Annotated in this window: 26 protein-coding genes and 1 pseudogene; 15 read left to right on the forward strand and 12 right to left on the reverse strand. The window is 66.8% G+C overall.

Annotation, left to right across the window (positions count from 1 at the left end):
- Positions 1-29: 29 nt before the first annotated feature.
- The 3 genes from IP83_RS16555 to IP83_RS16565 all read right to left on the reverse strand — a co-directional run bounded on the left by IP83_RS16555 (position 30) and on the right by IP83_RS16565 (position 5033).
- Positions 30-1796, reverse strand: coding sequence for a hypothetical protein (locus IP83_RS16555; protein WP_054123321.1), 1767 nt, complete (start codon positions 1794-1796; stop codon positions 30-32).
- Positions 1793-3499: an Hsp70 family protein gene (locus IP83_RS16560; protein WP_054123322.1), complete on the reverse strand. Its 1707-nt coding sequence runs from the start codon at positions 3497-3499 to the stop codon at positions 1793-1795. Before IP83_RS16560 ends, IP83_RS16555 begins: the two co-directional genes overlap by 4 nt.
- A 97-nt stretch (positions 3500-3596) precedes the next feature.
- Positions 3597-5033, reverse strand: coding sequence for a glycosyltransferase (locus IP83_RS16565; RefSeq protein ID WP_054123323.1), 1437 nt, complete (start codon positions 5031-5033; stop codon positions 3597-3599).
- Positions 5034-5117: 84 nt separating this feature from the next.
- Between IP83_RS16565 and IP83_RS16570 the strand changes: the two genes are divergently transcribed.
- The 3 genes from IP83_RS16570 to IP83_RS16580 are packed head-to-tail and all read left to right on the forward strand — an operon-like array spanning position 5118 to position 8768.
- Complete coding sequence (locus IP83_RS16570) at positions 5118-5690, forward strand: cytochrome b (RefSeq protein WP_231625089.1); 573 nt, start codon at positions 5118-5120, stop codon at positions 5688-5690.
- Between the two features lie 28 nt (positions 5691-5718).
- Positions 5719-7446 carry an amidohydrolase gene (locus IP83_RS16575; RefSeq protein ID WP_054123325.1) on the forward strand — a complete coding sequence of 576 codons (1728 nt, stop codon included), beginning with the start codon at positions 5719-5721 and terminating at the stop codon, positions 7444-7446.
- Positions 7446-8768, forward strand: coding sequence for an FAD-dependent oxidoreductase (locus IP83_RS16580; protein WP_054123326.1), 1323 nt, complete (start codon positions 7446-7448; stop codon positions 8766-8768). Before IP83_RS16575 ends, IP83_RS16580 begins: the two co-directional genes overlap by 1 nt.
- On the opposite strand, the gene IP83_RS16585 is transcribed toward IP83_RS16580, so the two are convergent.
- Genes IP83_RS16585 through IP83_RS16605 form a run of 5 tightly spaced genes read right to left on the reverse strand, consistent with a single transcriptional unit; the run spans position 8765 to position 11917 of the window.
- Positions 8765-9127: an EthD domain-containing protein gene (locus IP83_RS16585; RefSeq protein WP_054123327.1), complete on the reverse strand. Its 363-nt coding sequence runs from the start codon at positions 9125-9127 to the stop codon at positions 8765-8767. The two genes, IP83_RS16580 and IP83_RS16585, sit on opposite strands and share 4 nt — an antisense overlap.
- The gene (locus tag IP83_RS16590; protein WP_054123328.1) at positions 9124-9504 is read right to left on the reverse strand and encodes a hypothetical protein; all 381 of its coding nucleotides are present in this window, start codon (positions 9502-9504) and stop codon (positions 9124-9126) included. Before IP83_RS16590 ends, IP83_RS16585 begins: the two co-directional genes overlap by 4 nt.
- A gap of 7 nt (positions 9505-9511) precedes the next feature.
- Positions 9512-10798, reverse strand: coding sequence for an NADH:flavin oxidoreductase/NADH oxidase family protein (locus IP83_RS16595; RefSeq protein ID WP_054123329.1), 1287 nt, complete (start codon positions 10796-10798; stop codon positions 9512-9514).
- 47 nt (positions 10799-10845) lie between these two features.
- Positions 10846-11313, reverse strand: coding sequence for an Lrp/AsnC family transcriptional regulator (locus IP83_RS16600; protein ID WP_054123330.1), 468 nt, complete (start codon positions 11311-11313; stop codon positions 10846-10848).
- A gap of 1 nt (position 11314) precedes the next feature.
- A complete protein-coding gene (locus IP83_RS16605; protein WP_054123331.1) occupies positions 11315-11917 on the reverse strand; it encodes a TetR/AcrR family transcriptional regulator in 603 nt (200 codons plus the stop codon).
- A gap of 126 nt (positions 11918-12043) precedes the next feature.
- Between IP83_RS16605 and IP83_RS16610 the strand changes: the two genes are divergently transcribed.
- Genes IP83_RS16610 through IP83_RS16620 form a run of 3 tightly spaced genes read left to right on the forward strand, consistent with a single transcriptional unit; the run spans position 12044 to position 14725 of the window.
- The gene (locus tag IP83_RS16610; RefSeq protein WP_054123332.1) at positions 12044-13030 is read left to right on the forward strand and encodes a DUF1080 domain-containing protein; all 987 of its coding nucleotides are present in this window, start codon (positions 12044-12046) and stop codon (positions 13028-13030) included.
- Positions 13027-13854, forward strand: coding sequence for a phytanoyl-CoA dioxygenase family protein (locus IP83_RS16615; protein ID WP_054123333.1), 828 nt, complete (start codon positions 13027-13029; stop codon positions 13852-13854). The genes IP83_RS16610 and IP83_RS16615 overlap by 4 nt, the downstream gene beginning before the upstream one ends.
- A gap of 10 nt (positions 13855-13864) precedes the next feature.
- Positions 13865-14725: an aldose 1-epimerase gene (locus tag IP83_RS16620; protein ID WP_054123334.1), complete on the forward strand. Its 861-nt coding sequence runs from the start codon at positions 13865-13867 to the stop codon at positions 14723-14725.
- Here IP83_RS16620 and IP83_RS16625 read toward each other — a convergent pair.
- The 3 genes from IP83_RS16625 to IP83_RS16635 all read right to left on the reverse strand — a co-directional run bounded on the left by IP83_RS16625 (position 14722) and on the right by IP83_RS16635 (position 16486).
- Positions 14722-15126 carry a DUF6379 domain-containing protein gene (locus IP83_RS16625; protein WP_054123335.1) on the reverse strand — a complete coding sequence of 135 codons (405 nt, stop codon included), beginning with the start codon at positions 15124-15126 and terminating at the stop codon, positions 14722-14724. The two genes, IP83_RS16620 and IP83_RS16625, sit on opposite strands and share 4 nt — an antisense overlap.
- Before the next feature lie 23 nt (positions 15127-15149).
- On the reverse strand, positions 15150-16055 hold the full coding sequence (locus IP83_RS16630) for a sugar phosphate isomerase/epimerase (RefSeq protein WP_054123336.1): 906 nt from the start codon (positions 16053-16055) through the stop codon (positions 15150-15152).
- A 77-nt stretch (positions 16056-16132) separates the two neighbouring features.
- Positions 16133-16486 carry an MFS transporter gene (locus IP83_RS16635; RefSeq protein WP_054123337.1) on the reverse strand — a complete coding sequence of 118 codons (354 nt, stop codon included), beginning with the start codon at positions 16484-16486 and terminating at the stop codon, positions 16133-16135.
- Positions 16487-16521: 35 nt separating this feature from the next.
- On the opposite strand from IP83_RS16635, the gene IP83_RS20360 reads away from it, so the two are divergent.
- From IP83_RS20360 to IP83_RS16645, 3 genes and pseudogenes are all read left to right on the forward strand, one after another.
- Positions 16522-16638 (forward strand): LacI family DNA-binding transcriptional regulator, encoded by a 117-nt coding sequence (locus IP83_RS20360; RefSeq protein WP_197274413.1) that lies wholly within the window; start codon positions 16522-16524, stop codon positions 16636-16638.
- Between the two features lie 51 nt (positions 16639-16689).
- Positions 16690-17127, forward strand: a pseudogene (locus tag IP83_RS21155) (LacI family transcriptional regulator); the annotation flags it as partial.
- Between the two features lie 229 nt (positions 17128-17356).
- Positions 17357-18538, forward strand: coding sequence for an acyl-CoA dehydrogenase family protein (locus IP83_RS16645; RefSeq protein ID WP_054123339.1), 1182 nt, complete (start codon positions 17357-17359; stop codon positions 18536-18538).
- 7 nt (positions 18539-18545) lie between these two features.
- On the opposite strand, the gene IP83_RS16650 is transcribed toward IP83_RS16645, so the two are convergent.
- On the reverse strand, positions 18546-19403 hold the full coding sequence (locus tag IP83_RS16650; protein WP_054123340.1) for an alpha/beta fold hydrolase: 858 nt from the start codon (positions 19401-19403) through the stop codon (positions 18546-18548).
- Between the two features lie 179 nt (positions 19404-19582).
- On the opposite strand from IP83_RS16650, the gene IP83_RS16655 reads away from it, so the two are divergent.
- The 6 genes from IP83_RS16655 to IP83_RS16680 are packed head-to-tail and all read left to right on the forward strand — an operon-like array spanning position 19583 to position 24263.
- Positions 19583-20254, forward strand: a complete 672-nt coding sequence (locus IP83_RS16655) for a hypothetical protein (RefSeq protein WP_054123341.1) — start codon at positions 19583-19585, stop codon at positions 20252-20254.
- The gene (locus IP83_RS16660) at positions 20251-21285 is read left to right on the forward strand and encodes a 3-oxoacyl-ACP synthase III family protein (protein ID WP_231625091.1); all 1035 of its coding nucleotides are present in this window, start codon (positions 20251-20253) and stop codon (positions 21283-21285) included. Before IP83_RS16655 ends, IP83_RS16660 begins: the two co-directional genes overlap by 4 nt.
- Complete coding sequence (locus IP83_RS16665) at positions 21278-21988, forward strand: ABC transporter ATP-binding protein (RefSeq protein WP_054123343.1); 711 nt, start codon at positions 21278-21280, stop codon at positions 21986-21988. Before IP83_RS16660 ends, IP83_RS16665 begins: the two co-directional genes overlap by 8 nt.
- Entirely contained in the window at positions 21985-23076 is a 1092-nt protein-coding gene (locus IP83_RS16670; RefSeq protein WP_054123344.1) for an ABC transporter permease, read from the forward strand. Before IP83_RS16665 ends, IP83_RS16670 begins: the two co-directional genes overlap by 4 nt.
- A gap of 58 nt (positions 23077-23134) precedes the next feature.
- Positions 23135-23530, forward strand: a complete 396-nt coding sequence (locus tag IP83_RS16675; protein WP_054123345.1) for a thioredoxin family protein — start codon at positions 23135-23137, stop codon at positions 23528-23530.
- A gap of 4 nt (positions 23531-23534) precedes the next feature.
- Positions 23535-24263: a cytochrome c biogenesis CcdA family protein gene (locus IP83_RS16680; protein WP_054123346.1), complete on the forward strand. Its 729-nt coding sequence runs from the start codon at positions 23535-23537 to the stop codon at positions 24261-24263.
- Positions 24264-24442 lie beyond the last annotated feature (179 nt).

A 24442-nucleotide genomic window follows, 5' to 3' on the forward strand; every position in this document is an offset into this window, starting at 1 on the left:
TGGGGCGAGGCTGGCAAGGGGTCGTGCGCCTACATCACGCGGAGGATATCCACCGCTTCCTTGCCGGGCCACTTGAGCGCCGCGCGGAGCAGGCTGCCGATCACCGCGCAGCGTTCAGCAGGCTGCCCTTCGCCCTTTAGCACCGCTCGGACGCGCGCTTCCGGCAGATCGGTCACCTTGATCACTTGGCCGATCAGGGCGCCCGGTATGGTCGCCTGCTTCGGAACAGTCTCGCCGCTATCGGTCAGCACGCCCTGATCTACCATACGCGCCGCCAGCGCCCGTTCCTGCGCGCGAACTTCCTCTGGAACCGGGATGTTGGTTAGGTCCGCTGTTTCGAGGAAATGACTGCAGACGTCGGGGTCTTCCTTGCGCGCGACCTCATAGAGCGCAAGGCGGACTTTGGTCATCTCGCGCAGGGTCTGCACGTCGGCAGCGCGGCCATCGTAGTAAACCCGCCGCCGTACGTACTCGAGCGGATCGGAGATGATCCCGGCCTCATCACGCCCACCCGCGCTCCGGGCGGACTCGATGTGGCTCTCGAAATTCGTCGCAAGGCTCGCCTGCTTCTCGCGCAGCCACCCGATGGTCTTGCCCTTGCCAAAGACTTCCTCGACCGCCTTGTCGCGCAGGGGAGCGTAGGCCGGATCGGCAGTGGCGGTGATGGTGGGCGGGCCGAACAGTGGATCGTGGCCGCCCGTGGGATCGGGCGCCGCCATGCGCAGCACCGCCATAAGGATTTGCAGGCCAACAAAAATCGAGATCGCGTAGCCGGCGTTGAACGTGAAACCGGTGCCGAACAGGCGGAACACTCCGAAGCCCGACCCGCTTTTTGCTGCGCCATCACCCCACGATACGACGCGTTCGCGCGGGAAGTGGTGCTCCAGCTCGGGGAAATGCTTGCGCACGCCTTCGAGGAGCTGGTTGATGTCCGCGCGTTTGACCCGGAACTTGTCGATCAGGGTCGCGCCGCCCGGGCGGGTCAGTTCGGCCCAGGCCTTGTGCAGGGGGTGATCGGGCTCGGCCACCTTGTCCTGAAAGCGCAGGCCGCGCAGGCGGGCGTTGAGCCAGGCGATGGAGGGGCGCTCGTTGATCTGGCCGCGCTCGTTCTCCCAGCCGAATGCCTCGGCGGCGGGGCGCAGCAGAGGAGCGCTGCGCGGCCAGGTTTCGGCGAGGAGATCGGCAACCCAATCCTCGATTTGCGCGCGCCGGGTGAGGTTGGCGGTCGCTGCTTCGGCCAGCAGCGCGGCGAGACAGCGCTGAGCGAAGGTTTCGCCGGCATCGTCGAGCGGTGCGAGATCGGCCTCGTCATCATGGAGCAGGCGCGCGAGGTCAACGTCGGGCCGCGCGAGATAGCTTACGTCGGCGCGCACCGGTTCAGCAGTTGCGAGGACCGGCGGGCCTCCAAGTGCCCTCAGCGCCGCATCGGGGGTGGCCGGGGCATGGATCGCCTGCGGGGCGGGAGGGACGACCTCGGGATGTTCGATCTGCCCGGCGATCAGCAGCGGCATTTCGCCCGCCTCAGCCAGCGTGACGGCAGGAGCCGCATAGAGCCATGGCGCGGCGGAAGGTTCAGCAGCAGGTGCTTCAGGCTCCTCCACCAGTGGAGGCGGGGGTGCGGCGGCGAGCTTGGCGGCGCGCAACGCCACATCGCGGGCCTGGCGGAGGCGGGCATAGCCTTCCGGATCGGCGTCCGGGTCCATCGCCTTGAACAGCGCGGCATAGGCCTTGCGGATGGCCGCGACATCGGCCCCCTTGGCAAGACCCAACCGCTTGAACGCCGCCGCGGGGGTCACAGCAGAGAAGGTCCGCTGGCCGCCTCCAGCTGGCTCTGGAGCACGGCGCGGGCGTCGGCGATGCGGCGGGGGTCCTGGCTATCGAGCGCCCCGACAAAATCGGTGATCCACTGACCGATCATGCGGCGCTCCTCGCCGACGAAATCCTCGTAGACGCGCTCGGCGCGGGCCATCAGCGCGACATTTTCCGCATCCTCGCGCGGGTGGAACTTGAGCTTGGCCAGTGCTTCGCGCCGCGCGGCGACTTCGCGGTCGGTCATGACTTCGGCCTCGCCCGCGATAACGAGATTACGGGTCACACCGGTCTCGTGGACGGTCACATCGACTTCGAGCAGGCCGCTGCTGTCGTAGCTGAAGCGCACGTCTGCGCCTGCCTCGCCCGCCGGTCTTGCAGGCACCGGAACCTTGATCGCGCCGAGGTGTATATTGGCCGAAACCTCGCGCGCCTCGCCCTGGTAGATGTTGAACAGGAGCTCCTTCTGGTTGTCCTGCACGGTGCGGTAGTTGTTGACGCGGCTGACCGGGACGGGGGTGTTGCGGTCGATAATCGGCGAGAAAATGCCGTGCTGGTAGACGCCGCGGGAATCGCGCTCGGCGGAATCGACGCCGAGTGTGAACGGGCAGACATCGGCGATACGGATCTCGTCGAGCGCGGCATCGCGGCTGAGCAGTCCGGCCTGGATCGCCGCGCCGAGGGCCACCGCGTGGTCGGGATGGACCGAGCTGTTGGGAAAGCGGCCGAACATGCGCGTGATCGCCTTGCGCACGACCGGCATGCGCGTGGCGCCGCCGACGAGGACAATGTCGCCGAGTTCCGCCACATCGAAAGCGCAATCACGCAGCGCCCGCACGACGGGTTCGCGCAGGCGGCGAAGGAGGTCCTCGCAGGCGGCCTCGAACTGGTCGGCGGTGACTTCGGCGGCAAGACGGTCTTCCCCCAGCACCACCGCGAAGGTTGCCTTGTCTTCGCTGGACAGCTGGCGCCGCGCGGTTTCGGCGGCGCGGTGAAGCATCGCCTCGCGCTGGCGGGCATCGAGCTTTTCGAGGCGGCCATCCGGATCGACAAGCGGCTTCATGCGGGCGGCGAGCGCAGTGTTGAAATCGTCGCCGCCGAGCCGGTTGTCCCCCGCCGAAGCGCGCACTTCGACCACGCCTTCGAACTTCTCGACGATCGAGACGTCGAACGTGCCGCCGCCGAGATCGAACACGAGGAACGGCTCGCGGTCTTCCTGATCCTGCAGGCCGAAGGCGAGCGCGGCGGCGGTCGGCTCGTTGATCAGGCGGCGCACGGTGAGCCCGGCTAGCTCGCCCGAATGGCGCGTCGCCTTGCGCTGGCGGTCGTTGAAGTAGGCAGGGACGGTGATCACCGCTTCGGTCGGCCGCGCGCCGAGGAAGGCTTCGGCATCGTCGCAGAGCGCGCGCAGGACGAGTGCGGAGAGGTCTTCCGGGCGCCATTCCTTCTTGCCGAGCCGCAGCTTGCGCTCGGTGCCCATGTAGCGCTTGAAGCTGGTTGCGGTGGCTTCGGGGTGAGTCGCCAGCCGGTCGAGCGCGGCGGCGCCGACGTAGGTCGTGCCATCGCTGCCGACCGAGACCGCAGAGGGCGTGAGCATATCGCCCAGCGCATTGGGGATCAGCACGGGCGCGTCGTCCTGCCACACAGCGGCGGCGCTGTTGGTGGTCCCCAGATCTATTCCGACAATCATGCCCCGCGCGTGCCCCTGTGCCCCATCGGCTTAGGACTTGCCCGCAGGCGCAGCCTTGCGCAAGCCTGCGAGGTCCGAAGCGGACCAATCCAGCGTTCTAGGCCTGATGCTCCAGCGCGCTGCGGGTGGCGCGGGTCCAGGTCTGGCTGCCGGTCAGGAACGCATACCAGCCAAGCGCGGCGCCGGTGTGGCGGAGCAGCTGGAAGCTGAACGGCTCCAGCAGCGCGGCGACAAGTGCGGGGAAGAAACGCAGGCCTTCGCGCCTCCCCGTCCAGCGCTTGTAGATACCGAGCGACCAGAGGTGGAAGGTGAGGTCCACGATGATCTTGGCGATCATCACGAGGAGGATGGGGAAGGCGAGGTAGAAACGGCCCGTCGCGACGAGGAAGATCAGGATCGCGAAGGCGGCGAGGCCGTAGATCGGCTGGAGCGTATCGAGCGCCTTGACCGGCAGCATGCGCGTGCCGACGAGGCCGTAGCGGCTGTTGCCCACCATGTCGCGGTTCCAGTACTGCGTCTGCAGGAAACCGCCGAACCAGCGCTGGCGCTGCTTGAGGAAGCCGCGAATGCTGGCAGGCGCATCGGTGCGGGCGAGCGCGCCGCCGACGACGCTCACGTGCCAGCCGAGACCGTGGTCGTTGCTGTGGCGATGGAGGCGGTGGATGAGTTCGTAATCCTCCACCATGCAATCGGGATCGAACCCGCCGACCGCCAGCACCGCCTCGCGCCGGAATGCGGCGAAGGCGCCGGAGATCAGCAGCAGGCCATTCAGCTGCATCCACGCGTGGCGCGAGAGGAAGTTGCGCACGTATTCATAGGACTGGAACCATTCGAACAGGCGGCCCGAAAGCGAGGGGCCGCAGATCGGCTGGAGCACACCGGTCGCGGCAACGAGCGCTGGATCGCGCAGGAACGCGGTGCGCATCGCGGCAATCGCACCGGGCTCGAGGAGCGTATCGGCATCGACGGTGAGCACGACATCGGTGCGCGCGTGCTGAAGGGCCTGATTGAGCGCGCGGGCCTTGCCGCCGTGGGGCAGGCGGAGCCATTGCAGGCGGGTTGCGCCGACCACCGTCTCGGCCATGCCGCCGATGCAAGGCGCGGTGAGGCCGTAGGTGTCGAGCATAACAGCAGGTGTGCCGTCGCTCGATCCATCGTCCGCGATGAGGATGGCCTCGGGCGGCTGGGCCTGCGCGAGGAGGCGGTTGATGGTGAGGTGGATGACGCCGGCTTCGTTGTGCGCGGCGACGATGACGCCGAGCGTCGGCGCATCGGCCGTGTGCGGGAACGGCCGGGTCGTATCGGCCACCAGCCCCCGGATCTGCCACGCGGTGAACAGCAGCAGCGCGGTATCGTAGAGGATATAGACCACACCGACCGACCACATGCCGAGGCCCTGCCGGTAGAATGCCTGCGCGGTAAGCAGGATGAACAGCAGCGGCGCCGCGATCCCGATCAGCTTGCTGACGAGCGGAATGGGGCGCGGCGCAAAGCGCGGGGACTCGGCCACGAGCACGGCGTTGAGTGAAGGCATGGACAGGCGCCTTAGTCATCCGAACCTGAACCGGCTATTGCGTTTGTAGGGCAGGTGGGTGAACAATCGGGAAAATGCACCGGAATGGACTTTGGAGCAGACATGGTCAGGAAATACACTGGCGTTGCGATTGCCCTGCACTGGATCATCGCCTTGGGTATCCTCGTGAACCTGATGCTGCCCAATATCTGGGAAGTGGCAGGCGATGAGAACGTGCGGCCGCTGATCGATGCGCACAAGTCGATCGGCGTGACCGTGCTGGGCCTTGCCGTGATGCGGCTGTTGTGGCGCCTGACGCACCGCCCCCCTGCCCTCCCCGCGAGCTACAAGCCGTGGGAAGTGAAGGCCAGCCATGCCGCGCACTGGGCGCTCTATGCCTTCATTTTCGCGTTGCCGCTGACTGGGTGGATCATGGATTCGGCATGGAAGGACGCCGCGACCCACCCGATGCAGTGGTTCGGCCTGTTCGAATGGCCGCGCATCGGCATGGTGATGGGTCTCGACGAAGTGACCAAGAAGACGGTGCACGACAGCTTCGGCGAAGCGCATGAACTGCTGGGCTGGGCGCTGTGGGCGCTGTTCGCGCTGCATGTGATCGGCGCGCTGAAGCACCAGTTCCTTGACGGCGAGAAGGAACTGCAGCGGATGATGCCGTAAGGCGCGCTGAACGTTGGGGGGTGTAAATATGCGAAACGGGGCGATTTCGTGCGCGCTGGCGCTGGTTCTGGCAGCGACATCGGCAGCTGCCAAGGCGCCCGCACCGGCGGACACCGTGCTGCATCACGGCACGATCCTGACCGTCGATGCCAAGGACCGGGTGGTCGAGGCCATGGCCATCCGCGGCGGGCGGATCGTCGCGCTGGGCACCGACAAGGCGATCAAGGCATTCATCGGCAAGCGCACCAAGGTGATCGATCTGGCGGGGCGCACGGCGACGCCGGGGATGATCGATGCCCATGCCCATGCGCTGGGCGGCGGAATCGATGAAGTGGCGAACCTGCAGCTGGGCGAAGTCGCCAGCGTTGCCGATTTCCTTGAGCGGGTAAAGGCGCGCGCGGCGGAGTTGTCGGCAGGGGTCTGGCTGACGGGTTCGGGCTGGAACGAGAGCCGGATTGCCGAACATCGACCGCCGTCGCTGGCTGAGCTTGATGCGGTATCGGGCGGGCATCCTGTCGCGCTGGGGAACACGACAGGGCACTATACGCTGGTGAACAGCGCGGTGCTGAAGCTGGCAGGGATCACCGCGCAGACGCCCGATCCGGCGGGCGGGCGCTTTGACAAGGATGCATCGGGCGCGCTGAACGGCGTGCTCTATGACAGCGCGCAGGATGTGCTCGAAAAGCTGGTGCCGTCGGTCGATGCCGCGACCCGCGCGAAAGGCCTCAACCACCTGATCGAAGGCGCGCTCTCGCAGGGCTTGACCGGCTTCAAGGACCCCGGCATCGACCGGATCTACTGGGACACTTATGCCGCCGCGGCTCGCATCGCACCGCTGCCTATCCATGCCTGTACGCTGGTATCGGCGCGGTCAGACATGATGACCGCGCGCGCGGCGGTGGACGACTACCGCCAGCGCAAGCGCGAAGTCGCCAGGCTGAAGGGGCGCAACCTCGACGTCTGTGGGGTGAAGATCTATATCGATGGATCTGGCGCCGGGCGCACGGCGTGGATGTATCAGCCATTCGAAGCGGATGAATCGCATGTCAATCCGGGCACCGGCTTTCCGATGATGGATGCCGGCGTCTATCGCCGGATGGTCGACCTGTTCACCAAGGAAGCCATTCCGATCGGGACGCATGCCATCGGCGACCGGGCGATCGACACGGTGGTCGATGCCTATGCTTCGGCCCTGAAGACGTGGCCGAAGCAGGGCCTGCGGCACAGCCTGATCCACGCCAACCTGCCGACCGAGCATGCGCTGGAGGTGATGGCGAGGCTTCAGAAGACCTACGATTCCGGCTATCCCGAAGCGCAGGCGGAGTTCCTGTGGTTCCTCGGCGACGCGCTGGCGGCAGGCTGGGGTCCGCAGCGCAGCGTGAAGATGATGCCGTTCGCGACCTATGTGAAGCGCGGGATCGTCTACAGCGACGGGTCGGACTATCCGGTGACGCCCTATGCGCCGCGCTATGGCCTGTGGTCATCGGTGGCGCGCGAGCCCGATGGGGACCGCTTCGGCAAGGCACCGTTCGGCACGGCGGAAGCGGTGGACATCCACACCGCGATGAAAAGCCACACGATCTGGGCGGCGCGGCAGCTGTTTCTGGAAAAGGAGACCGGCTCGCTCGAAGTGGGCAAGCTGGCGGACGTGGCGATCTGGGACCGCAATCCCTATTCGGTGCCGACTGCAGACCTCAAAGGCATGCGCTGCATGATGACGCTGTTTGGCGGCAAAGTGGTGTTCGAGCGCAAGTGATGCGGCATCTACCGGCTGACGTGGTGGTGATCGGCGGGGGAACCGCTGGCTTCGGTGCGGCGCTCGGCGCGGCGCGGGCTGGTGCCAAGGTCCGCCTGATCGAGGGGACAAGCAAGATCGGCGGCGTGATGGCGTTCTGCCCGGGCATGCCGTGGGGCGGCGGCTATCCCACCGGGCGGAGCATCGGCGGGGTGTTCGGCGAACTGACCAACCAGTTGCTCGCGATGGAACCGCCGATGGCCGAAGTGCGCGCCTCGACGCTGGAGAACTTCGGATACGAAGTGATCTACGACCACGAAGCCGCTGTTTTCGCGATGTTCCAGATGCTGGAGGATGCGGGCGTCGAGGTGCATCTGAACACCTTTGCTGGCGCGCCAGCGGTGGAAGGCGGCAGGATCGCCCGAGTGGAGTGCACCGACCGCACCGGGCCGATGATGATCGAGGCTGGGATGGTGATCGACTGTTCGGGCGACGGCGACACCTCGGCGCGAGCGGGCGTTCCCTATGTGGTGGGCGACGGGCGCGGCAACATGATGGGGGTGACGCTTTCGTTCGCGATGGTGGGCGCGGACTGGGACCGCGTGTTTGCCAAGGGCGATCCCTATTTCGAGGAGGAAGCCGCGTTCGGCGTCGCGCAGGGGCTGATCCATCCGGACCTTGCCAAGCTCTATCTGATGAAGGGGTTTCACCCTGATACGGTGTTCTGCAATTCGGTGCATATTCGCGGGGTAGACGGGACCGACCCGCAGGCCGTGGCCCGCGCGACGCAGGAAGGGCGGCGGCGGTGCCATGCGCTGGCGCGGTTCCTGATCGCGCATGTGCCGGGCTTCGAGCAGGCGCGGATGAGTGGGCTTGGGCCGACTGTTGGCGTGCGCGAGACGCGCAAGCTCGAAGCCGTGCACCGCATACTGGCGAGCGATCTCAGGGCCGGTGCGAAACCCGCGGACGGCATCGTCGCCTGCGACAATCCCATCGACGACGTGATGCGCGGCGATGAGGCGATGACCCACGATGCCATCGTGGCCAGGGGCGAATACTATACGATCCCATTCCGCGCGATGGTGCCGGAGCGGGTGAGCAACCTGCTGTTCGCGGGACGGCTGGTCTGCGCCGATCCCGCCGCCTTTGCTTCGGTGCGCGGGATGCCGCAGTGCATGGCGATGGGGCAAGCAGCAGGAACGGCCGCCGCGATGGCACTGGCGGATGGCGTGACGGTGCAGGCGCTCGATCCCGAACGCGTGGTCGCCTCGCTGGCCGCACAGGGCATGCGCGGAATCGGCGGGGATGCGCTGCACCGGCATGAGCCGGCGCTTGCGGCCTAGCCGAAGATCACCTTCTCCTCGCCCAGCCAGAGCGGAGAGCGCGGCAGATCGATGAACTTGCGTTCATCTTCCAAAAGGAGCGCGCCCGCTGCGCGTGCTTCGGGGGTATCGGTCGCGAGGTCTTCCAGACTTTCCCACCAGAGCTGCGCGACGCCGTCATAAGGCCCCGGCGCACCGCGCACGCGGGCGAAGGGCGCATCTTCCGCATCGGGCAGCGAGTGGAGCTGAACGTAACGCCGGATTTTCAGCGCATCGCGGACGCTGGCGACAAGCGGCGCGTGATTGTTGAACCAGTAGTCCTGGAACTCCGCGCGGCTGAGGTGCGGCAGGCGGTGAAGGCAGAAGGTGAGCTTGATCATGGCGTCGTTCCGATGGCCGCGCGCAATTCGGGTTCCATCCGCGCCGCAAGGGCGGTGAGTTCGGTGAGCGCAGCATAGACATCCGGGTCGGGCTTCTTGACGTTGAAGCAGGTTTTGCCCTGACGGCGCTTCACGAGAGCCGGCGGGATGGCCTCGACCAGTGCGGGAAGCGTATAGAGAGGCATAAGGTGATAGGCGACGTAGGCGGACTTGATCGCAATCCAGCCGAACCACGCGGGTTCGCCGGTCCGCGCCTCCGGCCAACCCGTCTTGAGCGTGAATTGGTCCGCCGTATCCTGCGTGATGATCATGCCGGGCGCGGCGCCGAGCATCACGGCCTTGAGATCGGCGAAGATCGCTGGAAAGGCATCGCTCATCGTGTGCTTACTCCTTGCGCGCTTTCAGCCATGCCTTTCCGGCGTTCTGGACGGTGAGCAGCGCCTTGAACGGCGCGATGCCGATATTGGCGCGGCCGGTGCGGGCGATCGCATCGATCTGGGCGTAGTACCAGTAGGTGACGGCAAAGCCTTCAACCGCACGCATCATCTTGAGGCCGCCGAGGAACGAAAGCCAGGGCGGTAGCAGCTTGAGCTTGTTTTCCCAGCGGTCCAGCTCGTCCGCGCCCGCAAGCAGCTTGGCGGGACCTGCGGTATCAACGCAGAGCGGACGGCCGAGGCCGATGACATCCGCCCCGCCGGTTTCGAGCGCCACGTTCATCGCGCGGCGGGTGCGGAAGCCGCCGGTGACGAGGAGCGGCATCGTCAGCGACGCGCGCATGGTCTTGGCGAAATCGACGAAATAGGCCTCGCGCGCTGCGGTGGAGGCGGCGACTTTGGGCGCGTCGGGCGCTTCCATCCCGGCGATGTCCATCATCGCGGGCTGTTCATATGAGCCGCCGGAGATTTCGAGCAAGTCGACACCGGCGTCCTGCAGCCAGCGCGCGACGACCATGCTGTCTTCGAAGGCGAAACCGCCGCGCTGGAAATCGGCGGAATTGAGCTTCACACCGATGGGGAATGCAGCCCCCACCCCGGCCCGCACCCGCGCCACGACGGCGAGCAGCATGCGCGCGCGGTTTTCGAGGGAGCCGCCCCATTGGTCGCTGCGCAGATTGGCGCGCGGGCTGAGGAACTGCGAGAGCAGGTAGCCATGCGCGGCGTGGATCTGGACGCCGGTGAAGCCGGTTTCCTTGGCGACTTCCGCCGCGTGGCCAAAGCGTTCGATCAGGTCGAGAATCTCGGGCTCGGTCAGCGCCTCGGGCACACCGAACTGCTTGCCAGGCAGGCCGACGGCGACGGCGGAGGGCGCCTTGGGATGCGGGTTGACGGTGACTTGCGTCTGGCGGCCGGCGTGGCTGATCTGCATCCAGATGTGGCCCCCTGCCCGCGTTCCGGCGCTGGCCATGGCGCGCAGACCCGCAAGCGCGGCTTCGTCCTGCGGGCCCTGAATGATCACGTTGCCGGGACGCTCGAGGTGGTCGCGGTCGATCTGGACATTGCCGCTGATGAGGAGGCCGGAGCCGCCATCGGCCCAGAGCCCATAGAGCCGCTCAAGCTCGGGCGTGGCGCGGCCTTGCGGATCGGCGAGGCCTTCGGTCATCGCCGCTTTGGCGAGGCGGTTGGGCAGCACGGCGCCGCAGGGCAAGGTGAGGCTGTCGGCGATGGTCGGCATGCGGCGTGGAACTCCCCCGGATGTTATCGTTGTGGGGCGGTTATTGCCTAACCTGATGCCGGCGGCAATGGCAGGCTGGTGGTGTGCTTGATCCGGTCAAGCACCACGCTGGAGCGCACGCTGGCGACATCGCCGTGGCCGAGGAGCTGCTCGTTCATGAGCCGCGAATAGCTGGCAAGATCACGGGCGACGATGCGCAGGAGATAATCGGAATCGCCGGTCGTGGCGCGGCAATCGAGCACTTCTTCCAGCGCGGAAATGCGCGCGTGGAAACCGCGCACGACATCCGGCGCATAGCTCGCCATGGCGACGGCGACATAGGCTTCGACCTGCAGGCCGAGCGCGGCTTCGCTGAGCAAGGCGACGGTCGCGCGGATGTAGCCGTCGGCTTCGAGGCGGGCGATGCGGCGGGAGACCTGGCTTGCCGAAAGGTTCACCAGCTTGGCGAGATCGGCATGCGCGCGCGAGGCATCGGTCTGGAGCAGCGCGAGAAGCTGGCGGTCGAGCTTGTCCATGTCAGGCCGCCAAGGCTGCGACGATGGCGCGGTCGACGATGGCTTCGGCGAGGGCCGTGAGCGTGGTCGTGCCGGGCACCGGGCGGATCACGCCCTTGCGGCGCATCGAGGCGAAACCGTAGATCGCGGACCAGAAAGCGAGCGTGCGCAAGTCCGCCGCTTCCTCCCCAAGTCCGGGCATGGCCTCGTCGATGGCGCTGCGCAGCGCGCTGTGGCCTTGCTGCTGGAAGGCGAGCAATTCCTCGTCGAGCGCGGGACTGGTGAGCTCGCTTTCGTACATCAGGTCGACCAGCCGGGGGTTCTCCTCGGCAAAGCGGACGAACTCGGTGCCCATCGCGCGCAGCTTGGCGGCGGGATCTGCGCGGCTGGCGGCGATGCCTTGCGACTGGGCAAGCATCTCGCGAAAGCCGTCGAGCGCGAGGGCGAGCAGGAAGGCGCGGCGGTCCGGGAAGTGGTGATAAGGCGCACCGGGGGAGACGCCGACCTGCTGCGCGAGCGTGCGCATGGAAAGGCCGACATGGCCGTTCGCCTCGATCCAGGCGCGGCCGGCCTTGAGCAGATCGCCCCTGAGATCCTCTTTGTGGTACGGCTTCTTGCTCGCCATGCGCTTTCCCGGTTGCGCTGCTGTCCTACCACCATTCCGCGATGATGCCAGCCTGCGCGGTGCGGGAGGTGGTTGACTCGCGCTCGCCGACAATTTAATCACTGATTAAATAGAACGGGGAGTGCGATGCCCCGGCTGCCTTCAACCCTGCTCAGTGCGGCGCTGCTGGCCGTCCCTGCCCTCGCTTGGGCACAGGGCGGACCGCCCGATGGATCGACGCCGCAAGAGCAGGCGGTCATCGCCAAGGACCCGCCGTTCCGCGCGCAGACCCTGAAGGTGGTCGGCGCACAACAGGGCCGCGCGGCGCCGCTGTTCAACGGGCGCGACCTCACTGGATGGGACAGCTGGCTGGGCTACGCCGACGCGCGCGATACCTATGGCCAGCCGACCGCGGGGCCGATCGGCCTCAATCATGACACGATCGGGGTGTTCCGCGTCGAGCAGACCGATGGCCGCCCGGCCATCCATGTCAGCGGCAAGATCTGGGGCGGTCTGCTGACCAAGCGCAGCTATGGCAACTACCACCTGCACCTGCAGTTCAAATGGGGCGAGCACGCGTGGTTCCCGATGCCGCGCAACAACGGCGTGCTCTATCACTCGCACGGGCAATACGGCGCGTTCTTCGGCACTTGGATGTCCGCGCTGGAGTTCGAGGTTGTGCCGGGATCGGTCGGCATGCTGCTGGCGGTGGGCGATTCCAAGGGAACGCATTCGTTTCAGACGGTCGACTGGCGCGTCGGCGCGAAGGTCGAGGTTGGACGCGATCCAACGATCCCCTATCCGTTCCGACGCTACATGCCGGGCGGGCCGCTGCTGCCGATCCAGATGCCGGCGTTCAATGTCGACGCCAACCGCAATGCCGAGAAGCCGCTCGGCGAATGGAACACGCTCGATATCTATTCGCTGGGCGACCGCTCGATCCATGTCGTGAACGGCGTGCCGGTCATGGCGGCGAGCGGACTGACCACGACCGATGCCAAGGGCCTCAAGCGGCCGCTGGTGCGCGGGCGGATCCAGCTGCAGTCCGAAGGCGCGGAGACGTGGTTCCGCGCCATCACGATCACCCCGATCACGCGCCTGCCGCGGATCGTCGCAACGGGAGAGGCCAAATGAGCGGTTTTGGGCGGCAGGGCGACGACTACATTCTTTCGCCGGAGGAGATCGAACAGTTCCACCGCGACGGCTATGTCACCCTGCGCGGGGTGCTGAGCGAGGAGGAACTGGCCGCGATCGAGCCCGAGTTCGAACGCTTCATCCGCGGCGAAGTGGCGGGCATGGGCCGCGATTTCTGTGACATGTCGGGCCCCTACGGCCGCAAGTTCGAAGACTTTGCGCTGGTGAATGCCGTGCTGCCGCGCCGCTATCGGCCCGAGATCCGGGACAACCTGTTCGAGAGGCGCGCGGCCTCCATCTCGCGCCAATTGATCGGCGAGACCGCCACGCTCGACTACGACCAGTTCCTCGCCAAGCGCCCCGCAAAACCCGATGCGGTGTTCACCTGGCATCAGGACCTTGGCTACTGGCCGACCGGCACGCCCGAACCGCTGACCGCCACGTGCAGCCTCGCGCTCGACGATGCGGACAGCGAGAACGGGTGCCTGCGGGTGGTGCCCGGCTCGCACCGCAAGGGCCTGCGCCCGCACCGGCCGCTGATGGGCGAGGACCGCGAGAAATCGCACATCCTCAGCGTGGAACTGACGGCGGACGATCCGGTGGTCGAACTGCCATTGCGGCGCGGCGATATCACCGTGCATGACGAGATGATCATCCACGGTTCGGGTGGCAATTCGTCTCCGGACCGCTGGCGGCGGACCTATATCGCTGCATTCCGGACCAAGGCCTGTGTCGACTTCGAGCGCGCCATAGGCTTTACCCATTCGCACAATGACACGATCAACTGGGAAACCCACCTCGGCGCGCTTACCGCGGCAGACTGACGAGCGCGAAGTGCGTCTGGCGATTGCTGCGGGCGACTACCAGCTGGTTGTCGCCCCGGAGCGCGGCGGTTCGATCCTATCGTTCACCTGGCGCGGTGAGCCGGTGATGCGCGAGGCCGAAGGACTAGGCATTCTCGATGTCGGCTGTTTCCTGATGGTGCCCTTTGCCAACCGGATCGCGGGCGGGCGCTTCGACTGGAACGGCCGCGCGATGGCGATCCCGCCCAATTTCGGCGGCGAGGACGCGTACAATCCGATCCACGGCTATGGCTGGCTCACGGGGTGGGATGTGCTGCAGTCAGGCGAGGACTGGCTGGAACTTGGCCATGAACGCCACGGGGGAGAGTGGCCGTGGCCCTATCGCGCAGCGGTGGAGTACGTCCTTGAGGCCGATGGGCTGACCGCACGGTTGTCGCTCACCAACACGGGGGAGGAGCCGATGCCGGCGGGCCTCGGCTTCCACCCCTATTTCCCGCGCACGGATGCAACCCGCTACATCGGCCTTCATCGCGGCGAATGGCGCGGCGAAGGCAATCCGCTGCCGGTCACGCTCGACGAGCGCGACACGCCGTTCGATTGGTGGGAAGGCCGCCCCGTCAGCACGCGGGTGGTCGATACGGTCTATTCGGGGCGACAGGGCCCGCTGGAGATCATCTGGCCGGAACGCGCGATGGCGGTGACCATCACGCCCTCCGCCAACCTGAGCCGCACGGCGGTCTACGCGCCGCAAGGCAGCGACTGGTTCTGTGTTGAACCCGTCAGCCACCTGACCGATGCGCTGAACGGGCGCGATCCCGGCGCGCCGATGCCTGCGCTGGCGCCGGGTGAGACGCTCAGCGCCGAGATGCGGCTCAGCGTTCGCCCGCTTTAGGGCATGCAGATTGTCGCCATGCGCGCTTCGTGCATTGGGAAAATGTGCACGTCGGGCGGGAAGTAGGAATAACGGATGCGGGCGAGCACTTCGACCTTGTGCACGCCGGGTTCGAGGCCGCCGGGCTTATCGACAAGGATCTCGCCCCATTCAGTGAGGCCCCAGCGCGCTTCGGTTTCCTCGCGCAGCTCGGCCAGCGTGTAGACCTCGTCTCGGATGCCGAGGCTGTTCTGTTCGAAGGGGAAGACTTCGCCGTCGACGGTGACGGTGAAACCGTCGAGCTGGCACAGGCGCGTGCCATGATAGTTGGGAATGCGGATGCGGACCGCGAAGCCGGTACGCGCGCCGACCGGGCCGATGTTGCGGAAGCCGGTGCTTTGGATGAGCTGGTGTTCAAGCATCTTGGTATCTCCGGAAAGCGTGCTCAGGCCAGCGTGCCGGCGTCGAATTCGGCCTCGAGCTTGCGCAGCAGCACTTGCTGGCGACGGACCTGATCGATCGCGCGCCACGGGCTGCGCAGGCCTTCATATTCGCTCGAAAGCCAGCCCGAATAGCCCGACCGCAGAATCGCCGACATGACCGGGCGCCACGGGATGTTGAGGTCTTCGAGGGTGTCGTCGATGTCGTGGAACTTGGCCTGGATGAACACGACATACGGCGCGATATCGAGGAACTGCTCGGGCGGCACCTTGATGCCATTGAGGAATTCCATGTGCTTGCGCGCCTCGTCGTTGATCTGGTGCGAGCCCCAGTGCGTGAGCGGGCGGTCCTGGAAGATGCCGGTATCGATCATCAGGCCGAAGTTCCTGGTGCCGGTGCGCTCGATGAAGTTGATGTAGCCATCGGTGACACGGTGCTTGATCGGTGTCGGCGCGTGGATTTCAGGGCAGATCACCACGCCGAGCTGGTGCGCGAGGTCAAGGTTGCGCTCGACATAGGCTTCCCACTGCGGATCGGGATCAAGCTCGTGCGAGGTGACGCCGAACTTGGGGCGGTAGAACTTGAAACCGAGGCGCGCGGCGAGCTTGAGGTCTTGCGCAAGTTCGGCGGCGCCTTCCTCCACGGTGATGTTGCGGGCAAGCGTGATGCGCGTATCGATCCAGCCGCACATGTTGGTGGGCTCGAGCTTGTAGCGATCAACAAGGCCGAACCACCGGTCGAGGAACGTGCTGGAGGGTTCGGGATAGCCTTCGATCTGCCCCTCGCCGAGGATTTCGATGCCGGTCGCGCCGGTATCGGCGATGTGATCGAAGGCGTCTTCCAGCGTCATCACCGAGGCGTAGTCGTTGACGTAGCTGTAGACCGAGACGCCGTACTTCAGAGAACCCATTGCCTGCCAAACCCCTGCGCGCGAGCGGCGCGAATCCCGAACGGCGCTGTGCCGTCCGCACTCTATCTAATCGCTGATCAAATATGACGCAAGTCCTCGACCGCCGGGGCGACCTCCAAGATACAGCCCGGCGACAGCACGCTCGCCGCGCCCACCGCCATGCCGCCGAAGAGGCGCGCGACGACGAAAAGAGTGTGATCGGCGGTCAGGCCCTGCACCAGCGCGCCGGAGAGGAAAAGGATCGCTGCTAGCACCACGATGCGCTTGCGGCCGAAGCGGGCTGCCATGCGGCCGGCGAGGAATGCGCCTGCCGCGCAGCCCATCACGAGCGAGCCAACGGTGAAGCCGAGGCCATTGTCATCAAGCGAAAGGGCGGCCTTGAGGCCCGTCTGCGTGCCGTTGACCGCGCCGCTGTCGTACCCGAACAGCAATCCGCCGCCAATCCCGCCGCCCCACCGTCAGCGATGTGGCGCGCCCTGCCAAGTGCTCGCAGATGACGGTGAGCCGCGTGGTCAATGGCGGCGCGGGCGTGCGCGAGGAAACGCGCCTCGCCGTGGAAGCCGCGATCAAGGAACTCGGCTAGGCGCCCAACCGCGCCGCGCGCAGCCTTGCAGGTGCCTCGCAGCTGCGTATTGTGCTCCTCTATTCAAACCCTTCCGCCGCCTATCTCAGCGAACTTCTGATCGACTGCATGGACGCCGCGACCCGGCTTGACGCCAACCTCATGGTCGAACGTTGCGATCCCGAACGCGACCAGTCGCGCATGATCCAGCGCCTGATCGAAAGCGGGGTCGATGGCTTCCTCCTGCCGCCGCCGCTGTGCGACGATACAGCATTGCTCACCCGCCTGCGCCGCGCTGGCACGCGCGCGGTCCTGATCGGCCCCGGCCAGGCCGAAGCGCATCACGGCGTGGTGATGATCGACGACTATCAGGCCGCACATGACATGACGCGGCATATCCTCGGCCTTGGCCACCGCCGCATCGGCTTCATCATCGGCAACCCGCGCCAGTCCGCCAGCGCGCTGCGCCTTGCCGGTTTCCGCGATGCGATGGCCGAATCCGCACGCGATCTGGTGGCGCAGGAAGTCCGCAGCGACCGCTCGCCCGGCGTCGCCAAGCCGCGCCTTGCCACGCTGGATTACGAGCTGGTGCAGCGTCATCGACTTCGTCACCATCGCCGTGACTGTCACAAGCGCCGCGCCGGAAGACGGCCTTATCTAAACCGGGGAGTTGATTCATCCCCGCGCGGCCCCCAAGGCCGCCCTGCATCATGCCTGTTTTCTCCGGAAAGGTCCGCACATGACGATCAGCAGCGAAGCGCTGGAAATGGCCGCAAGGGTCGAAGCATTCGTGCGGGAGAAGATCTTCCCCTACGAGCAGGACCCGCGCCGCGACCACCACGGCGCGCCGACCGACGAACTCGTCATGGAAATGCGCGAACGGGCGCGCGAGGCGGGCGTGCTCACCCCGCATATCCGCCCGGACGGCAGCCACTTCAACCAGCGCGAGACAGCGGTGATCCTGATCAAGTCGGGCCTCACGCCGCTCGGCATGTTGGCCTGCAACACCCAGGCGCCGGACGAGGGCAACATGTACCTCATCGGCCATGTCGGCAGCCAGCACCTCAAGGAACGGTTCCTCAAGCAACTGGTGGAAGGTCGTGCGCGTTCGGCCTTCTTCATGACCGAACCCGCCGAACTCAACGGCGCGGGCGCGGACCCTTCGATGATGCTGACGACCTGCCGCAAGGACGGCAACCACTGGGTGGTGAACGGCAAGAAGTGCTTCATCACCGGGGCCGAGGGCGCCAAGGTCGGCATCGTGATGGCCAAGTCCGAGGATCCGGACAGCAAGGGCGGCGCGTGCATGTTCCTCGTCGACCTGCCGGACCCGGCGATCCGGATCACAGGGGTTCCCAACACGATCGACAGCTCGATGCCCGGCAGCCATGCCGAGATCACCATCGACAACTTGCGCATCCCCGCTGACCAGATGCTGGGCGATGCCGGCGAGGGCTTCAAGTATGCGCAGATCCGCCTCAGCCCGGCGCGGCTCTCGCATTGCATGCGCTGGCTGGGCGGCTGCATGCGCGCGCAGGAAATCGCAACCGACTACGCCAACCGCCGCATGGCGTTCGGCAAGCACCTGATCGACCACGAAGGCGTCGGCTTCATGCTCGCGGAGAACATGATCGACCTCAAGCAGTGCGAACTGATGATCGACTGGTGCGCCTCGGTGCTCGACACCGGCTCGCTTGGCACGACCGAAAGCTCGATGACCAAGGTCGCGGTGTCGGAAGCCCTGATGCGCGTGGCGGACAAGTGCGTGCAGGTGATGGGCGGCCTCGGCGTGACCGACAAGACCATCGTCGAGACGATGTTCCGCGAAGTGCGCGCCTTCCGCATCTATGACGGCCCGACCGAAGTCCACAAGTGGAGCCTCGCCAAGAAGCTGCGCCGCGACTGGAAGGCGGCCCAATAAGCTAGGCTCAGGCCAGCGGCATATGCCGCTCGAGGAAGGCGATCGCGGCGTCGTTGAAAGCGTCGTTGCGGTCGCCTGCCACCATGTGGCCCGCGCCGCCGACGTCGGCGACCTCGAGATGCGGCACGAGTTCGCGGAAGGCGGCCACCCCGGCGTCGCTCACAACATCGCTCTTGAGCCCGCGCACCAGCAGCACCGGCACGCCCGCTTCGGCTAGCGAGACGGCGGAGCGCTGCACCGTTTCGTGAAAGTCTTCCGGGCGATGCGAGACGACCCGCGGGTCCCAGTGCCAATAGAACCGGCCGTCGTCGCGCTGCCGCAAGTTGCGCATCAGACCTTTGGGATCGCGCGGCCGCGGGCGCGCCGGATTATAGGCCGCCACCGCGTCGACCGCTTCGCCCAGCGTCGCAAACCCGTTCGGATGCGCGCGCATGAAGCCGACGATGCGGTTGATCCCCTCCGGCTCCGGATGCGGCACGATATCGACGAGCACCACTGCCGCGGGCGTGATCGCCGAAGCCACCGCATGGATCGACGTCGCCCCGCCCAATGAGGCACCGACCAGCGCGAAGGGCTGCTCCAGCTGCGCCACGATGGCCTCGACATCGGCGACGCGGTCGTCGAGCGAATAGGCACCGGTCTTGGACCACTCGCTGTCGCCGTGCCCGCGCAAGTCGACGTTGACCACGCGGTAGCCGCGCTGCGCCAGCGCCTGCGCCGCGCCAGACCAGCTGTGCCGGGTCTGCCCGCCGCCGTGCATCAGGATCACGACCGGCGCGGTCATCGGCCCGACGTCATCCGCCACAAGCGCCAGCTGATCGCGCGAGACGATCCGGTTGAGGCGACCTTCGCCAGCTCTTGTCATTGCCTCAAGTCTACCAGTCGTTCGAGAAACAGGGCGTCCATCAAACACGCGAACCGACCGCGCTGGAACCCCCAAAATGCCCAGTCGGCCCATCGCGAGCCCTGACCTGCCCCCGGACCTGTAACCGCGCGCTCCGTACCCGCGAAGCTCACGGCGACCGTCCAGATCTCAGGAAAACCATGACCACCGCGACGACGTTCTGCTTCGGTGCCAGCCGCGCCCGCCTGCGCGCTGCGCCGCTTGACGTCCGGCTCGGCGCGGATGCCGCCAGTGCGCTCGCCACACTGGTGCCCCTGCTCGGCTGCGGCGAGGAAGCGGCGGCAATTGCTTTCGACGGCCTTGCCGCACGCGATGGCGATCCTGCCACAGCGGTGGCTCTGCGCACGATTGCCGAGGAAGAGCGCGTCCACGACAGCTTGCTCCACAGCCTTGCCGAGGCCCTGCCTGCCGTTTCGACCGAAGCGCTGCAGCAACAAGCGCGCCGATTTCATATCCAACTCGGACGCGGTTCTACCTTGGCGCACCTTGCCCGGATCGCCGCGATCGATGCCGGGGTCTGCCTGATCCTGAGTCGCCTGCTGCGGCCGGGTGGCCCGGTCTCCGCCGATACCGCTGTGGCGCAGATGCTCGCACGTATCCGGCGGGACGAGACGCGCCATGTCCGCCTCAGCCGCGCGCTGGTGCTGGAGCGCGCCGAAGGTCGCCCCTTCGAGGATGTCGCCGCCGCCGCGCGCGAGGCGCTGGCCAATGTGATAACGCTCGCCGCCGACGCCTTCGAGGGGCTGGCGGTTGATCCGGCCCGCCTGCAGGCGGACTTGCGCGCCCTGCCGCAAGGCCTGCTTCGCGCATGAGCATGGCGCCATGGCTATCGCGCGGAAGGCTGGCCGTGCTCGGTACAGGTCAGGCGCTGCCGGGCGCGCCGATCTCCACCGACGATCTGATCGCAATGATGGCGCAGCGTTTCGGATTCAGCCGGACGCGCGAGGCCGCGGCCATTGCGCGGCGCCTCGGCGTCGAAAGCCGCCACCTGGCGCGCAATTTCAAGGATAAGGGTGACCCGGCTCGCAGCGGCACTACCAATTCGGAGCTTGCGGCCAAGGCCGTGCAAGCTGCACTGGCAAACGCCGGATTGCAGCCGCGCGATCTCGCCTACCTCATCGGCCATACCACGACCCCCGATCAGCCTCTGCCCGCGAATGTCGCGAATGTTGCGGACCGGCTAGGCTATGACGGCCCGCACGTCGAACTCCGGCAGGCCTGCACCGGCTTTGCCAACGCGCTCATGATCGCGTTCGGGCTCGTCGCGGCAGGCAGCGGCCCGGTTGCCATCGTCGGCTCCGAGACCGGTTCGTTCTTCTTTGATCCCGCCGCGCTGGACGGTGAGCCGGACCAGATCGTCAACATGGTCCAGATGGGCGACGGCGCCGGGGCGGTGATCGTGGGCACACCCGAGAAGGGTCGCCCGGCCATCGTGGCGGCATGGTTCGGCGCGCTGGGACGGGACCGCGCTCCGGGCATTTCCCGTCAGCATCACACCCGGCGGTTCGACCACGATTTCGCCGCCATCCGCGCCGAAGGCCACCGCCTGTTCGACGCGGGCCAAGCGGCTGCAGCGCTGCAGGGCGCTCCCATCGAGGCTGCGCACCATGTGATCCCGCATCAGGTCAGCGGCCGGATCGGCGCTCTCGCCGCCGCGCACTTCGCCCTGCCGCCCGAACGGATGTTCGTTCAGGCGGACCGCATCGGCAACACCGGCTCCGCTGCCATCTGGATCGCGCTCGATAGCGTCCGGCACAACGCCGCGCCTGGCGAACAGATCGTCATCCTCGGCGCTGAGGCGAGCAAGCACATGTACGGCGGCTTCGCCTACCGCCATGCCTGAACCGGTCGTCGACGTGCGCGGTCTCGCCAAGACCTACGACGGCCGCGAAGTGGTCCGTGAGGTGACGATCTGCGCGCGCCCCGGCGATCTGCTTGGCCTCGTGGGCGCCAACGGTGGCGGCAAGACGACCACCTTGCGGATGCTGGCGGGGCTGGTCGCGCCCGATGCCGGAGCAGGCTTTGTTCTGGGCCATGCCGTGCGGTCTGGCCGTGTCGACCGGCAGCGGATCGGCTACATGAACCAGCGGCTGGCGCTCTACCCGGAGCTGACCGTCACCGAGAACCTCAGATTTCATGCGCGAATGCATGGCCTGCCGGCGCGGATGGTGGACCAATCCATAGAGCGTTATGGTCTCGATGAAGTCGCCTCCCGCCGCTTCACCCACCTATCGGGCGGCTGGGCCCGCCGAGCGCAGTTCGCCGCCAGTGTCATCCACGCGCCCGATCTCCTGCTGCTCGACGAGCCGACTGCCGGACTCGACGTCGTCACCCGCCTCGCGCTGTGGGATTGGATGACGCAGATCGCAGCAGCAGGCAGCGCGGTGATCGTCAGCACGCATGATCTGACCGAGGCGGAGCAGCTGCCGCAGATCATGCTCTATCACGATGGCCTTGCCGGTGCGCAGACCACACCAGCTACCCTGATCGCTGCAGCTGGCGCGCCAACGCTCGAAGCCGCCGTACTAGCCGAGGCCCGACGATGAGCACGCCAAGGCGCATCATGGCCATTGCGGCGGTCGAGTGGGCGCGGCTGCTGCGCACCCGCATCGCGCTGACCTTGCTGGTGGTTGTGCCGCTCCTCCAGATTGTGTTGTTCGGCACCGCGATCCGCCCCGATGCCGCCGTTGCCGTTGCCGTCGCCGCTCCCACATCAACCGATGCCGAAAACGTGGCCAAAACGCTGCGAAAACAGCGCAACATTGTGGTGGTGGCAAAGGGTCAGCCCGGCTCCGCCGAAGCTGCCGTGAAGCGCGGCCAAGCGGTGATCGGCATCGAAGTTCCCGAAGCGCGCTCCTTCGCCAACCCGCTCGCCAAGGGCGGGCCCTTTCGGATCGTGGTCGATGAAAGCAACGCGGCGCTTTCCTCTGCGGCGACGGCCCGGATCGAAGCCGCTTACTGGCGCGCCCTTGCCGAACGCGGCGAGGTCGCGGGGCCGGGCCTGAGGACCGAGCGCCTCTACAATCCCGCCTCCCGCTCGGACTGGAGCTTCCTGCCGGGCCTGATCGGGGTGACAGTGATGATCGCGATGATCATGCTGGGCTCGCTCAGCCTCGCGCGCGAGCGGGAGGGCGGCACATGGGAAGCGCTGTTGATCCTCCCCGCCGCGCGCTGGGAAGTGCTGCTGGGCAAGCTGCTGCCCTACATCATGATCGGCACCGTGCAGGGCCTCGCCGTGATGGCCACGGGCATCTGGCTGTTCGAGCTTCCGTTGCCGCAGAGTGCCGTCGCACTCGCCGCGCTGCTGCCGCTGTTCTGCGCCGCGCATCTGGTGCTCGGCTATGCCATTGCAGCAAGGGCGCAGACGCAGTTGGCGGCGCTGCAAGGGGCCGTCGCGTTCTACCTGCCCTCGATGCTGCTCTCCGGGTTCCTCTACCCCTTCGCCACATTGCCGCGCTGGGCGCAGGCTCTTGGCGAGGTCTTTCCGCTGACCCATTTCATCCGCGCCGCGACCGGCGTCCTGCTGCGCGGCAAAGGCTGGTCAATCGTGCTCGAGCAGGCGCTCCCCATCGCGGCCTTCGCGGCGGCAGGTATCCTCATCGCCACCCTGTTCCAGTCGCGTTCGACTGGCTGATGTAACCCGCGAGGCCGCCGTGGCGAAGGAGGGACATCAGTTCAGGAGACCGTATCCCATGTTCCGTCCCATCGCTTCCATCGCCCTCGCCGCTGCTGCGGCTGCCTCGTTTGCCACCCCCGCCCTCGCCGCCGAGCGTCAGGCCTACACCCCCGCCGCGCTGGCTGCCGCACAGGCGCAGGGCCGCCCCGTGCTGGTCGAGGTCAAGGCCTGGTGGTGCCTCGTCTGCGCCTCGCAGGGCCGGACGATCAAGGCGACCACCGCCGCGCCCGCCTATGACAAGCTGCTGATCCTTTCGATCAACTACGACACCCAGAAGGACTACTGGAAGGCGCTCGGCGCGACCAAGCAATCGACGCTGATTGGCTACAAGGGCAAGCAGGAAGTCGGCCGCGTCGTCTACATGACCAACAAGCAGCTGATCAACGATCTGCTCGCCAAGACGATCAGCTGACGCCATGGCCGCCGATATCCTCAGCCCGGCGCTCGCCTATGCCGCGGGCGCGCTCACCATCCTCTCGCCCTGCGTGCTGCCGCTCGTCCCTATCGTGCTTGGCAGCGCGGCGCAGGCACACCCGCGCGGGCCGCTTGCGCTGGCCGGAGGCCTCGTCGCTTCGTTCACGCTGACGGGGTTCCTCCTTGCGACCATCGGCGCCGCCTCGGGCTTCGATGGCGACTGGGTACGCCTCGCCGGTGCCGTGATGCTCGTTGCTGCCGGTGTGGCGCTGGTCATTCCCCACGTGCAGGACATGCTCACCCAAGCAGCCAGCCCGCTGGCCAACTGGGCCAATGCGAAGAAGGCCGGGCTCGAGCGCTACGGTCTGATCGGACAGGCGGGGATCGGCGTGCTGCTCGGCCTCGTCTGGAGCCCCTGCGTCGGCCCGACGCTCGGCGCGGCGACGGTGCTGGCGGCACAAGGCGAGAACCTGACGATGGTCGCCGTGACGATGGCCGCCTTCGGCCTCGGCATTGCCAGCGTGCTGCTTGTGCTGGCCTTCGCCACCCGCTCGCTCCTCGCACGCTGGCGCGGTGGGCTGATGTCGGCAGGCAGCAGCGGCAAGCGCGTGCTTGGCGGGCTGCTGATGGTCGTCGGCGTGATGATCTTCACCGGCGGTGACAAGCTCGTCGAAGCCGTTCTCGTCGCCGCTTCGCCCGATTGGCTCGTCGATCTGGCGACGGCCATCTAGGGAGGTCAGACGCGGTTCAGGTGGTTCGCGCCAATCTGCGCGACATGTTTCGTCAACAAAGCCGAGCCACCTGCAATCGACAAGCCGCTTCTGCTCCGGTAACGCGCGGGGCCATGAGTACCGATCCGCATACGCCGCTTCTTGATCAGGTTGATACGCCTGACGATCTTCGCAAGCTT

Source organism: Novosphingobium sp. AAP93 (assembly GCF_001296055.1).
Classification (GTDB): Bacteria; Pseudomonadota; Alphaproteobacteria; order Sphingomonadales; family Sphingomonadaceae; genus Novosphingobium.